The organism is Sphingomonas floccifaciens (genome assembly GCF_042681125.1).
Classification (GTDB): Bacteria; Pseudomonadota; Alphaproteobacteria; order Sphingomonadales; family Sphingomonadaceae; genus Sphingomonas; species Sphingomonas floccifaciens.
On record NZ_JBHUFC010000025.1, the window covers coordinates 65467 to 77483 of the forward strand.

A 12017-nucleotide genomic window follows, 5' to 3' on the forward strand; every position below is an offset into this window, starting at 1 on the left:
AGTGGACATTTTGTCCTATCCCCCAAGATGCACCTAATCGGGCAATAGGCGTTGTAACGGATCACCCCTGTGTGGGTTGCGGGAGCGAAACAACCAATGAGTGCACCGTCGATGACGATGGACCCCGGCGGCCACGGCGCCGCGGATTCGACGTCGCTCGAACGCGACGCCGCCGCGCTCCACGCGCATGGGCAGAAGATCGCACCGGGCGAGATCGCGATCGGCGTCGTCATCGGCCGGACGAGCGAGTTCTTCGACTTCTTCGTCTACGCGATCGCCTCGGTCCTGGTCTTCCCCGCGCTGTTCTTTCCGTTCGTCGACCGGGTGACGGGGACGCTCTATTCCTTCGCCCTCTTCGCGCTCGCCTTCATGTTTCGCCCGCTGGGCTCGGCGCTATTCATGTGGGTCGACCGCAATCACGGGCGCGGGGTGAAGCTGACCATCTCGCTGTTCCTGCTAGGCGGGTCGACGATGGCGATGGCGTTCCTGCCCAGCTATGCGTCCGCCGGCCTGCTCGGCGCCTGGCTGCTGGCGCTGTGCCGGATCGGCCAGGGCATGGCGCTGGGCGGCGCATGGGACGGCCTGCCCTCGCTTCTGTCGCTCAATGCCCCCGAGGACCGTCGCGGCTGGTATGCAATGATCCCGCAGCTGGGCGCGCCGCTCGGCCTGATCGTCGCTGGTGGTCTTTTCGCCTTTTTCCTCAGCACGCTGTCGGAAGCGGACTTCGTATCCTGGGGCTGGCGCTATCCCTTCTTCGTCGCCTTCGCAATCAACGTCGTGGCGCTGTTCGCGCGGCTGCGGCTGGTCGCCACGCCCGATTTCCAGACCCTGTTCGAAAGCCGCGAGCTGCAACCCGCCCCCTTCTGGGAAACCGTCCGCGTCGAATGGCGGACGATCGCGCTGGGCGCCTTCGCTCCGCTCGCCAGCTTCGCGCTGTTCCATCTGGTCACGGTGTTCCCGCTGTCGTGGGTGACACTCTACACTGGCGAGTCGGCGGAGCGCTTCCTGGTCATCGAGATGATCGGCGCGGTCGTCTGCGTGTTGGCGATGCTGGCGAGCGGCGTCATCGCCGACCGCGTCGGACGCCGTGCGGTGCTGGGCGTATCGGCGGTGCTGATCGGCGCGTACAGCGGCTTCGCGCCGCAACTGCTCAACGCCGGCGCGTTCGGCGAGGTCGTCTATATGATGACCGGCTTCGCACTGCTCGGCATCGCCTTCGGCCAGTCGTCGGGCGCGGTGAACGGCCGCTTCTCGCCGGCGCGGCGCTACACGGGCGCGGCGACCGTCGCCAATCTCGCCTGGCTGATCGGTGCGGGCTTCGCACCGCTGGTTGCGCTGACGCTCGCCAGCAAGGTCGGGCTGTGGTCGGTCGGTGCCTATCTGCTGTCGGGTGCGGTGTGCACGCTGGCGGCGCTGTCGATCAACAAGGACTGGGGCCGGTCGGACCGTTGATGCAAAATCCTCCCCTGCAAGGGGAGGTGGCAGCGCGCAGCGCTGACGGAGGGGTGTCGCCCTCTCGACAGTGGGACACCCCTCCACCACGCGCTGCGCGCGCGGTCCCCCTCCCCTTACAGGGGAGGAATGATCCCTCACGACTTCGGCCTTGCCCAACAACCGATTTTGACTAATGAAAGTCCCTTCGGCAGAGGGGCATAGCATGCGGTTCATAGGCAAGACGGTGCTGGTCACGGCCGCCGCACAGGGTATCGGGCGCGCCACGGCCGAGCGACTCCGCGACGAAGGCGCGGCCGTCTGGGCCGTCGATCGCGACGCCGCCGCACTTGCGACCATCGACGGGGTGACGCCGCTGACCGTCGACCTGACCGACCCGGCCGCGGTCGCCGCACTGCCCATGCAGACCGGCCCGATCGACGCGCTCGCCAACATCGCCGGCTTCGTTGCGGCTGGGAATATCCTGGAGTGCAGCGACGCCGACTGGGCGCTCAGCTTCGACCTGAACGTCCACGCGATGCACCACGCGATCCGCGCCTATCTGCCGGCGATGCTGGAGCGCGGCGGCGGATCGATCGTCAACATGAGCAGCATCGCCAGCAGCGTGAAGGGCATCCCCAACCGCTATGCCTATGGCGCGTCGAAGGCTGCGGTCGTCGGCCTGACCAAGGCGGTCGCCGCGGACTTCGCCGGGCAGAATGTGCGGTGCAACTGCATCTGCCCAGGCACCGTCGCGACGCCGTCGCTCCGTCAGCGCGTGAGCGAGCAGGCGGCAGTGCAGGGCGTGGACGTGTCGGATGCCAATGCCGCCTTCGTCGCCCGCCAGCCGATGGGCCGACTGGGTCGCGCCGAGGAGATCGCGGCACTGGTCGCGTATCTGATGAGCGACGAGGCGAGCTTCACGACCGGTGCGGTCCATGTCATCGATGGCGGGTGGGTGAACTGATGACGACGATCACCGGCCTGCGCACTGTCGACCTGCGCTTTCCGACCAGCCTGTCGCTCGACGGGTCGGACGCGATGAACCCCGACCCCGACTATTCGGCGGCCTATGTCGTGCTGGAGACGGATACGCCGGGGCTGGAGGGGCACGGCCTGACCTTCACCATCGGTCGCGGCAACGACATCTGCGTCGCGGCGGTCCAGGCGATGACGCACCTCGTCGTCGGGTTGTCGCTGGCCGAGGTTGCCGCCGATCCGGGCGCGATGTGGCGACGACTGACCGGCGACAGCCAGCTGCGCTGGATCGGGCCGGACAAGGGCGCGATGCATCTGGCGACCGGTGCGGTGGTCAATGCGATCTGGGATCTGTGGGCGAAGGCGGAAGGCAAGCCCGTCTGGCGGCTGGTCGCCGACATGACGCCCGAACAGATCGTTCGCGCGATCGACTTCCGCTACCTGACCGACGCGATTACGCCCGATGAGGCGCTGGACCTGCTGACAGCCCGCGCGGCCGGCAAGGCGGAGCGGATCGAGCGGCTGATGGAGAGCGGCTATCCCTGCTACACGACGTCGGCGGGCTGGCTCGGCTATCCGGACGAGAAGCTACGACGGCTGGCCAGGGAAGCGGTCGATGCCGGATTCGACCATATCAAGCTGAAGGTCGGCCGCGACTTGGACGACGACATCCGCCGCGTCCGCATCGCGCGTGAAGTGCTCGGCCCCGACCGCAAGCTGATGATCGACGCCAATCAGGTGTGGGAAGTCGGCCAGGCGATCGAATGGGTCAATGCGCTCGCCTTCGCCAATCCCTGGTTCATCGAGGAACCGACCAGCCCCGACGACGTGCTGGGCCACAAGGCGATCCGCGACGGCATCGGTGCGGTCAAGGTCGCGACCGGCGAGATGTGCCAGAACCGCATCCTGTTCAAACAATTCATGGCCGCCGGTGCCTGCGACGTCGTCCAATTGGACGCCTGCCGTATCGGCGGGGTGAACGAGGCGCTGGCCGTCATGCTGCTCGCCGCCAGGTTCGACCTGCCCGTCTGTCCGCATGCCGGCGGTGTCGGCCTGTGCGAATATGTCCAGCATCTGTCGATGATCGACTATCTGTGCTTCTCTGGAACGATGGAGGGCCGCGTGACCGAATATGTCGATCATCTGCACGAACATTTCCTCGACCCCTGCGTGATCCGCGATGCGGCCTATATGCCGCCGACGCGGCCGGGCTATTCGATCGAGATGAAGCCGGAGACGCTCGCAGCCTTCCGGTTCGGCGCGTGAAGCTGGGGCTGGCCGACCGGGTCGTCATCGTCACCGGCGGCGGCTCCGGGATCGGCGCTGCGATCACCGCCGGGCTGGTCGAGGAGGGCGCGCGGCCGGTCATCGTCTCGCGGTCCGAACCCAGGGAGCCGCTGGGCGAAGCGGCGTTCGTGAAGGCCGACCTGTCCGATGACGACGCCTGCGCGCGTGCGGTGGCGGAAGTCGGCGAGCGGTTCGGGCGGATCGACGCGCTGGTCAACAATGCCGGCGCCAACGACGGGGTCGGACTCGACCGCTCGCCCGCCGACTTCCGCGCCTCGCTCGACCAGAATCTCATCCATTATTTCGCGATGGCGCATCACGCGTTACCCAGCTTGCGCGCGGCACAGGGCAGCATCGTCAACATCGCGTCGAAGACCGCGCTGACCGGACAGGGCAATACCAGCGCCTATGCAGCCGCCAAGGGTGCGCAACTGGCGCTGACCCGCGAATGGGCGGTGGCGCTCGCCCCCGATGGCATCCGCGTCAATGCGGTCGTCCCGGCGGAGGTGATGACGCCGCTGTACCGCGACTGGCTGGCGACCTTCGACAACCCGCAGGCGAAGCGGGACGCGATCGAGGCGAAAATCCCGTTCGGCAAACGGATGACGACGGCACAGGAAATTGCGGATACGGTGCTGTTCCTGCTGTCGGACCGGGCAGGGCATACGACGGGGCAGTGGTTGTTCGTCGATGGCGGGTATGTCCACCTCGATCGGGCGATGGATTAACGCGTTTGACTGTCATCCCCGCGAAAGCGGGGATCCAGAGCCAAACAATATGCGGGTTGCCAAAACAACCCTGGATCCCCGCCTTCGCGGGGATGACGATGGAGGGGCAAAATGACCGGCAAGGCGCGCAGTTACGCACCGGCGATCATCCTGACGGTGTCGCTGTTCTTCCTGTGGGGGATGGCGAACAACCTGAACGACATCCTGATCGCCCAGTTCAAGAAGGCGTTTACCCTCTCCGACTTCGAGACCAGCTTCGTCCAGCAGGCCTTCTACCTCGGCTATTTCTGCCTAGCGATCCCCGCCGCGATGCTGGTGCGGGCGCGCGGGTACAAGGCGGCGATCGTTACCGGACTGCTGCTCTATGCGGCCGGCGCGTTGCTGTTCTATCCGGCGGCGCATTACGGCGAGTATCGATATTTCCTCGCCGCGCTGTTCGTGATCGCCTCGGGCCTCGCCTTCCTCGAAACCTCGGCCAACCCGCTGATGACCGAGCTTGGCGATCCGCGCACCGCGGCGCGGCGGCTGAATTGGGCGCAGGCGGCGAACCCGGTGGGCACGCTGACGGGCGTACTGATCGGCAAATATTTCATCCTGTCGGAAATCGCGCATGACGAGGGCGCGATCGCGGCGATGACGCCGGCCGCGCGCGAGGTTTTCTACCGCACCGAGACGCAGGCGGTGCAGGCGCCCTATCTCGTGATCGGACTGGTCGTGCTGGCCTTCGCGCTGGCCGCAGCGATCATCCGCTTCCCCGACGCCCGGACCGAAGCGGGCGAGGATGCCAAGCCGCCCTTCGCCCATGTCTTCCGCCACCCGCGCCTGCTGTTCGCGGCGGTCGCGCAGTTCTTCTACGTCGGCGCGCAGGTCGGGCTGTGGAGCTACACGATCCGCTACGCGCAATATAATGTGCCCGGGATGATTGAGCGCACCGCGGCCGATTATCTCTTCGCCAGCCTGCTGCTGTTCGGCATCGGTCGGTTCATCGGAACCGCGCTGATGGGCCGGATTCCGCCTGCCCGGCTGCTCGCGCTGTTCGCGACCGCAGCCCTTACGCTGGCGCTTGCCGCCGCGCTGATCGGCGGGACGGCGGGGCTGTTGATGCTGGTGTCGGCCAGCTTCTTCCTCTCGATCCAGTTCCCGACGATCTTCGCACTCGGCGTCGAAGGATTGGGACCGCTGCGCAAGGCGGGGTCGTCGCTGATCATCATGGCGATCATCGGCGGTGCTGCGGTCACCGCGGCGATGGGCTTCGTCTCCGACCGCGCCGGCATCAACATGGCGATGCTGGTGCCCGGCCTCGCCTTCCTGGTCGTGCTCGTCTTCGCGGTCGTTGCAGGGCGGGACGCCGACACGCGTATCGGCGATGACAACCCACTGCCGATCCACTAGCTTCCTACGAATGACAGGCCGAAAGACCGCACCGCGCGAGGACGCAAAGACCCCCGCCTATTCCGCGCCCGCGCTGGAGAAGGGCATCGATGTCATCGAATTGCTCGGCACCGAGCCGTCGGGGCTGTCGATCGGCGAGATGGCGACGCGCATGGGCCGGTCGATCAGCGAGTTGTTCCGCGTCGTCGTCGTGCTCGACCGTCGTGGCTGGCTGCACAAGGACCCGGCCAGCGATCGCTACCGCGTGACGTACAAGCTGTTGGAGGTCGCGCATCGTGCGACGCCCGCGCAGGAACTGACGCATGTCGCAGGCCCCCATATGCACGCGCTCGCCGCGCGGGTGGAGCAATCCTGCCATCTGGTCGTCATCAACGGGTCGCAGGGGCTGGTCGTATTGCGCCAGGAAAGCCCCGGCCAGACCGGCTTCGCGGTGCGCCTGGGCACGTCGGTCGACCTCGCGTCGAGTTGCTCGGGGCACGTCCTGCTCGCCTTTTCCGGCGATGTGGAGCGCGCCGCGTTGCTCGATGGCGCGAAGGGCGGCGCGACGCTGCGTAGTCGGCTGGATCGGGTCCGCGCACAAGGCCATGAATCGATCCCCAGCGCACGCATGGCCGGCGTGTCGGACATCAGCTGCCCGGTCTTCGGCTTCGACGGCCAGGTCGTCGCTGCGCTGACGATCCCGTTCCTGGAGGCGATCGACGGCGCGCCGCATTGTACGCAGGCGGAGGCGCTGGAGGCGCTGAAGGCGACCGCGGCGAGCATCTCGACCGCGCTCGGCTGGTACGACCGGGGAGCGGAGGACTTCGTGCCCACGCTGTCGGTCGCGGCACCAACCAAGAAGCGGCGGGCAGTCGGGGGTTAAGCGCACCACCCTCCCCCGTTCGTGCTGAGCTTGTCGAAGCACCGTACTTCGTGCCGCGAGTCCATAGCGGGCGTATCGCAGAACGGCCCTTCGACAAGCTCCGGGCGAACGGATCAGATGAATCACGTCCTTCTGTGCAACGTGACGCCGGCTTGGAGGCGACAGTAGGTTACGGCGCGCGCCGCTCGGCCTGAGCCTCCGCAAGGATCAGCGCGAACTTCCCCTCCGCATCGGTCCATTCCGCCACCGGCGTCCAGCCACCGCCACGCAGCAACAGGCGGGCGTCACGCGGGCCGTATTTGTGGCTGTTCTCGGTGTGGATCGTCTCGCCCTTCGCGATCGAGAAGGGCCGCCCTTCCACCGTGAAGTCGACGTTGCGCGTCGCTTCCAGATGCATCTCGATCCGCGCGCGGTCGTCGTTCCAGATCGCGCGGTGGCGAAAATGCTCGACCGGGATCGTGCCGTCGAGCTCGCGATTGATGCGCTCCAGCAGGTTGAGGTTGAACGCCGCCGTCACGCCCGCCGCATCGTCATAGGCGGGGACCAGCACCTCCTCGCCCTTGATCCGATCGATCCCGATCAGCAGCAGCGACCCTTCGCCGAGCGACGCGCGCATCGACCGCAGCAGGTCGACCGCACCCGCCGCCAGCATATTGCCGATGGTCGAGCCGGGGAAGAAACCGAGCTTCGTCAGCCCGCCGACTCCGGCCGGCAGCTTCAGCGGCTTGGTGAAATCCCCCTCCAACGGGGCGACGGCGATATCCGGAAACTTCTGCGCGATGACGTTGGCACTGTCGCGAAGGAAGTCGCCGGAGATGTCGATCGGCACATAGGCGGCGGGCTTCACGCAATCGAGCAGCGCGGGCGTCTTGGTCGACGAGCCGGAGCCGAATTCGACCACCGCGCACCCCGCCGGAACGCGCCGCGCCAGATCGGCGCAGCTGTCGGCCAGGATCGCGATTTCGGTTCGCGTCGGGTAATATTCGGGAAGTTCGGTGATTTCTTCGAACAGCTCCGACCCGCGCCGATCATAGAACCAGCGCGCGGGGATGGCGCGCGGGCGCAACGCAAGGCCGGTCAGCACGTCGTGGCGGAACTGCGGATCGGCGAGCGACGCCTGACCGTCCTCGATTTCCTGTTTCAGCATCTCAGAGGTCTTTCGCTAGGCGGACGCCGGTGAACTGCCAGCGCTGATGGGGTGGGAAGAAGTTGCGGTAGCTCGCCCGCGCATGACCGCGCGGCGTCGCGCACGATCCGCCGCGCAGGACGAACTGGCCGTTCATGAACTTGCCGTTATATTCGCCGACCGCGCCCTCGGCCGCGGCGAAGCCGGGATAGGGCCGGTAGGCGCTGCCGGTCCATTCCCAGACATCGCCGAAGAAGCCCGGCGCGGAAACCGCCGGACGCGGCTCAACCGGTCCGGCGTGGTCCAAGAAATTGCCGACGTCAGCCGCATGGGGCGCGGCGGCGGCTTCCCATTCGAACTCGGTCGGCAGGCGCGCCCCGGCCCAGCTGGCATAGGCGTCCGCTTCGTAGAAGCTGATGTGCGTCACCGGGGCGGCGGGGTCGATCGGGCGGCGACCGTCCAGTCCGAAGCGTGTCCATGCTCCGTCGGTCGCTTCCCAATAGAGCGGCGCGATGATCCGTTCGGCCTTCACCCAGGCCCAGCCGTCGCTCAGCCACAGGCGCGCGTCGCTATAACCGCCATCTGCGACGAAGGCGGCCCATTCGCCGTTGGTGACGGTGCGGTTGGCGATGGCATGGGCGGGCACCAGCGCGCGGTGGCGGGGGCCTTCGCAATCGAACGCGAAGCCGGTGCCGTCGTGACCGACCTCGACCACCCGCTCCTCGCTCGCCAGCCAGCCGATCGGCCCCGGCATCGCGACGGGCACCTTACGCTCGGCTGGCCAGATCGCCGGTTCGCACGGGTTGCAGGAAAACAGGTGGAGGATGTCGGTCAGCAGCAGTTCCTGATGCTGCTGCTCATGATGGCACCCAAGCTCGACCAGTTGTCGCGCATCGGTCGACAGGCTCGGCCAAGCCGCGACGACGGCCGCGGTCACGGCGGCACGATAGGCCAGCACCTCGTCGAGCGACGGCCGCGTGATCATGCCACGGCGGTCGCGCGCGTGGCGGGCGCCCTCGGCTTCGTAATAGCTGTTGAAAAGGAACGGGAAACGGGCGTCGAATAGGCGATAGTCGGCGACGTAATCGCGCAGCACGAAGGTCTCGAAGAACCATGTCGTATGCGCCAGATGCCATTTCGCGGGCGACGCGTCGGGCATCGACTGCACGGTCGCATCGGCATCGCTCAACGGTGCGACCAAAGCCTCGCTCAACGCGCGGACATGCTCGAATAGAGCGCGGGTGGCATCGGCGGTTACCGCCGGCACCGGAGCGAGAGGCATGGGCGATCCTTCCTCCCGCGGGCAGGGTCGCCAGATCAGCAACCTAGGTTCAGGAACCCCCGGGCACCCACAGAACGTCCGCAGCGCCTTTTTGGTTCACCCACCGTCCGGCAACGAACAGATAGTCCGACAGGCGATTGACATAGGCGAGGACCGGAGCGGCAACCTCCGCCCCGCCGGCAAGCGCGACGACCGCGCGTTCGGTCCGCCGCACGATGGCGCGCGCAAGATGCAGGTGTGCCGCTGCCGGCACGCCGCCGGGCAGGATGAAGCTGGTCAGCGGTTCCAGCTCGGCGTTCAGCGTGTCGATCGCCCGTTCGAGCCGCTCGACCTGCGCGGCCGTCACCCGCAGCGCGCCGGGGATATCGCCCGGCGTGGCCAGGTCGGCGCCGAGGTCGAACATGTCGTTCTGGATACGCGCAAGTTCCTCCGCGACCGGCCCGCCCTCGATCGCAGTGCGCGCGACGCCGATCGCCGAGTTCGCCTCGTCCACGTCGCCGATCGCTTCCATCCGCGGATCGGCCTTGGACACGCGGCTGCCGTCGACCAGACCGGTCGTGCCCGAGTCGCCGGTGCGGGTATAGATGCGGTTGAGCTTGACCATGACAATCAGCCACGCCTTGAAGCAGGTGCGCTCAGGTCCGTCCGGCGGCGAACAGGATGACGACAACGATCAGCACCGCGATCGCCTGGAAGAAGATGCGGAACTGCATCATTTTGTTCGATCGCGTCTGCGATGCGGTCGGCCCGTCCGGCCCGGCCTTCAACTCTTCCTCCGTCGTCTTGAGGAAGGTGACGATGCCGCGAACGAGCGCGACGACCGTGGCGATCATCGCCGCAATCAGGGCCAGGGCGAGAAACGTGTTCATGGAGGGTATTTAGGGTGTCGGAAGCGTGTTGGGAAGGCGCCCGGAGAGCAGATCGCGTACCAACGCCGGCCCGTCCGCCCCGCCCTCGCGCAAAGCCGCCAGCGTCGGTGCGCCGTTGCGCTTGGCGAGGCGTTCGCCCGAGGCATCGGTCAGCAACGAGTGGTGATGATAGGCGGGCGTCGGCAGGTCGAGCAGAGCCTGGAGCAGCCGATGGACATGCGTACTGTCGAACAGGTCGACGCCGCGAACGATGTCGGTCACCCCTTGCGCCGCATCGTCGACGGTGACCGCGAGGTGATAGCTCGCAGGCGCGTCCTTGCGCGCGAGCACGACGTCGCCGTGGGCGGCAGGGTCGGCACGAACCCAGCCGGCGGTCGCGTCGTGCCACCACAAATCCTCCCCGGCACGGGGAAGGGGGCCATGCGCAGCATGGAGGGGGGGCTGCGCGAGCGAAACCCTTTGCGGCCCACCCCCTCCACCACCGTCTTCGGCGGCGGTCCCCCTCCCCGTGCCGGGGAGGATCTTCAGAGCCTTCGCCACATCCAGCCGCCAGCAATGCGGCAAACTCGGGTCAATATCGCGGCCGCGGCACGTCCCCGGATAGATCGCGCCCGACGGCCCGTGCGGCGCCGCGAGGCTCGCGGCGATATCCGCGCGCGTGCAGACGCAGCGGTATAGCAGCCCCATCGCCCGCAACCGGTCGAGCGCGGCATCGTACAACGCCAGTCGCACCGACTGGCGCATCACCGGTACGTCCCAGTCGAGCCCGAGCCAGATCAAATCCTCGACGATTCCCGCGACATGCTCCTCGCGGCTGCGCGTGCCGTCGATATCCTCGATGCGCAGCAGGAACCGCCCGCCCCGCTCCCGCGCGAAACGGTGCGCGAGCGCCGCGGAATAGGCGTGGCCCAGGTGCAGCCGCCCGGTCGGGCTGGGGGCGAAGCGGGTGACGACGGGCGCGGCCATGGCGCACAGATGGCGCTCGGGTGGCGACTTGTCGATGTGGCGGACGCCCATTAGCCTGCTGCCATGTCCCGCGCCGCATTCCTGCTCGCCCTGTCGTTCGCAATGCTGCCGGTGACCGCATGGGCGCAAGCCGCGCCCAAGCCGGGGGCGATGAAGACCTTCGGCGACTGGACGGTGGGCTGCGACAACGCCAATCGCTGCATGATGCTGTCGCTGGCGCCGGAGGATGCGTTTGCGCCGCCGCCGACGACGCTTCTGATCGTGCGGGAGGCCGGCGGCGATATCGGATTTCGTGTGACCGTGGAGCCGGAGGATGGTCGCGCGCGGGGGCTGGCGGTCGATGGCAAGCGGCTTGCTGCCGGCACGGTCGAGTATGACGGCGCGCCTGCCGCTGCCATCGTCGGGGCGATGGCGAACGGCCGGGCTCTTCAGGTGCTGAACGCTGCCGGCAAGCCCGAGTCGACGCTGAGCCTGAAGGGCGCATCGGCGGCGCTGCGCTACATCGACGCGCATCAAGGCCGTGTCGGGACGATCACCGCGGCGGTCGCCAAGGGCAGCGTCCCGGCGTCACGGGTTCCCCCCGCCCCGGCGCTTCCGGTCGTGTCCGCGCTGACGCCCGCCGGCGTGGCGGCCAAGCCGACCGCAGCGCAGGTCGCCGCGATGCGCAAGGCCGCCGACTGCGATCTCGAAGGTTTCGCGGGCGACAGTTCGCCCGAAGTGCATGCACTGGGCGGTGGAGCGACGCTGGTGCTCCTGCCCTGTTCGGCGGGTGCCTATAACCTCACCGCCGCCGCCTTCGTACTGCAGGGCGGAAAGGTCGCCCCGGCCCGCGCCGATGTGCCGACCGGCTTCGGCGACGGTACGACGACGAAGGGCCCCGCGATGCTCGTCAACGCCGGGTTCGAGACGGGCGTGGTGACCAGCTATGCCAAGGGGCGCGGGATCGGCGACTGCGGGTTCTGGCAGAGCTTCGTCTGGGACGGCACCCGCCTGCGGCTGACCGAAAAGGCCCAAATGAGCGAATGCCGCGGCAACACCGGGCTCGCCACGACCTGGCGCGCGACGGTGCGGCGGAGGTAGCGCCGCCAGCAACCAC

The 12017-nt window shown here is 67.7% G+C and carries 12 protein-coding genes; 7 read left to right on the plus strand and 5 right to left on the minus strand.

The features are described 5' to 3' along the window. Positions 1-96 precede the first annotated feature (96 nt). From ACFSC3_RS19685 to ACFSC3_RS19710, 6 genes are all read left to right on the plus strand, one after another. On the plus strand, positions 97-1452 hold the full coding sequence (locus ACFSC3_RS19685; RefSeq protein ID WP_380941981.1) for an MFS transporter: 1356 nt from the start codon (positions 97-99) through the stop codon (positions 1450-1452). 205 nt (positions 1453-1657) lie between these two features. Continuing rightward, positions 1658-2398, plus strand: a complete 741-nt coding sequence (locus ACFSC3_RS19690; protein ID WP_380941983.1) for an SDR family oxidoreductase — start codon at positions 1658-1660, stop codon at positions 2396-2398. Next, positions 2398-3675, plus strand: a complete 1278-nt coding sequence (locus ACFSC3_RS19695; RefSeq protein WP_380941985.1) for an L-fuconate dehydratase — start codon at positions 2398-2400, stop codon at positions 3673-3675. The genes ACFSC3_RS19690 and ACFSC3_RS19695 overlap by 1 nt, the downstream gene beginning before the upstream one ends. Continuing rightward, positions 3672-4424 (plus strand): L-fucose dehydrogenase, encoded by a 753-nt coding sequence (locus ACFSC3_RS19700; RefSeq protein WP_380941987.1) that lies wholly within the window; start codon positions 3672-3674, stop codon positions 4422-4424. Before ACFSC3_RS19695 ends, ACFSC3_RS19700 begins: the two co-directional genes overlap by 4 nt. 111 nt (positions 4425-4535) lie before the next feature. Further along, positions 4536-5816, plus strand: a complete 1281-nt coding sequence (gene fucP, locus ACFSC3_RS19705; protein ID WP_380941989.1) for an L-fucose:H+ symporter permease — start codon at positions 4536-4538, stop codon at positions 5814-5816. A 10-nt stretch (positions 5817-5826) separates the two neighbouring features. After that, positions 5827-6678 carry an IclR family transcriptional regulator gene (locus ACFSC3_RS19710; RefSeq protein WP_380941991.1) on the plus strand — a complete coding sequence of 284 codons (852 nt, stop codon included), beginning with the start codon at positions 5827-5829 and terminating at the stop codon, positions 6676-6678. A gap of 169 nt (positions 6679-6847) precedes the next feature. On the opposite strand, the gene egtD is transcribed toward ACFSC3_RS19710, so the two are convergent. From egtD to gluQRS, 5 genes are read right to left on the minus strand one after another with little or no spacing between them, the layout of a single operon-like run. Then, a complete protein-coding gene (egtD, locus tag ACFSC3_RS19715) occupies positions 6848-7825 on the minus strand; it encodes an L-histidine N(alpha)-methyltransferase (protein WP_380941993.1) in 978 nt (325 codons plus the stop codon). A 1-nt stretch (position 7826) separates the two neighbouring features. Then, positions 7827-9086: an ergothioneine biosynthesis protein EgtB gene (egtB, locus tag ACFSC3_RS19720; protein ID WP_380941995.1), complete on the minus strand. Its 1260-nt coding sequence runs from the start codon at positions 9084-9086 to the stop codon at positions 7827-7829. Positions 9087-9135: 49 nt separating this feature from the next. Next, positions 9136-9690: a cob(I)yrinic acid a,c-diamide adenosyltransferase gene (locus ACFSC3_RS19725; protein WP_380941997.1), complete on the minus strand. Its 555-nt coding sequence runs from the start codon at positions 9688-9690 to the stop codon at positions 9136-9138. Between the two features lie 31 nt (positions 9691-9721). After that, the gene (locus ACFSC3_RS19730; RefSeq protein WP_380941999.1) at positions 9722-9955 is read right to left on the minus strand and encodes a twin transmembrane helix small protein; all 234 of its coding nucleotides are present in this window, start codon (positions 9953-9955) and stop codon (positions 9722-9724) included. A gap of 9 nt (positions 9956-9964) precedes the next feature. Continuing rightward, the gene (gene gluQRS / locus ACFSC3_RS19735) at positions 9965-10921 is read right to left on the minus strand and encodes a tRNA glutamyl-Q(34) synthetase GluQRS (RefSeq protein WP_380942000.1); all 957 of its coding nucleotides are present in this window, start codon (positions 10919-10921) and stop codon (positions 9965-9967) included. Positions 10922-10984: 63 nt separating this feature from the next. Here gluQRS and ACFSC3_RS19740 point away from each other — a divergent pair, with 63 nt between their 5' ends. After that, positions 10985-12001: a DUF1176 domain-containing protein gene (locus tag ACFSC3_RS19740; RefSeq protein WP_380942002.1), complete on the plus strand. Its 1017-nt coding sequence runs from the start codon at positions 10985-10987 to the stop codon at positions 11999-12001. Positions 12002-12017 lie beyond the last annotated feature (16 nt).

What these genes read in the sequence shown, in the direction of transcription:
- ACFSC3_RS19730 (WP_380941999.1), bottom strand. Translation starts at nt 9,955, where the DNA reads ATGAACACGTTTCTCGCCCTGGCCCTGATTGCGGCGATGATCGCCACG.
- egtD (WP_380941993.1), bottom strand. Translation starts at nt 7,825, where the DNA reads ATGCTGAAACAGGAAATCGAGGACGGTCAGGCGTCGCTCGCCGATCCG.
- ACFSC3_RS19695 (WP_380941985.1), top strand. Translation starts at nt 2,398, where the DNA reads ATGACGACGATCACCGGCCTGCGCACTGTCGACCTGCGCTTTCCGACC.
- ACFSC3_RS19690 (WP_380941983.1), top strand. Translation starts at nt 1,658, where the DNA reads ATGCGGTTCATAGGCAAGACGGTGCTGGTCACGGCCGCCGCACAGGGT.
- ACFSC3_RS19685 (WP_380941981.1), top strand. Translation starts at nt 97, where the DNA reads ATGAGTGCACCGTCGATGACGATGGACCCCGGCGGCCACGGCGCCGCG.
- ACFSC3_RS19740 (WP_380942002.1), top strand. Translation starts at nt 10,985, where the DNA reads ATGTCCCGCGCCGCATTCCTGCTCGCCCTGTCGTTCGCAATGCTGCCG.
- gluQRS (WP_380942000.1), bottom strand. Translation starts at nt 10,921, where the DNA reads ATGGCCGCGCCCGTCGTCACCCGCTTCGCCCCCAGCCCGACCGGGCGG.
- fucP (WP_380941989.1), top strand. Translation starts at nt 4,536, where the DNA reads ATGACCGGCAAGGCGCGCAGTTACGCACCGGCGATCATCCTGACGGTG.
- egtB (WP_380941995.1), bottom strand. Translation starts at nt 9,086, where the DNA reads ATGCCTCTCGCTCCGGTGCCGGCGGTAACCGCCGATGCCACCCGCGCT.
- ACFSC3_RS19725 (WP_380941997.1), bottom strand. Translation starts at nt 9,690, where the DNA reads ATGGTCAAGCTCAACCGCATCTATACCCGCACCGGCGACTCGGGCACG.
- ACFSC3_RS19710 (WP_380941991.1), top strand. Translation starts at nt 5,827, where the DNA reads ATGACAGGCCGAAAGACCGCACCGCGCGAGGACGCAAAGACCCCCGCC.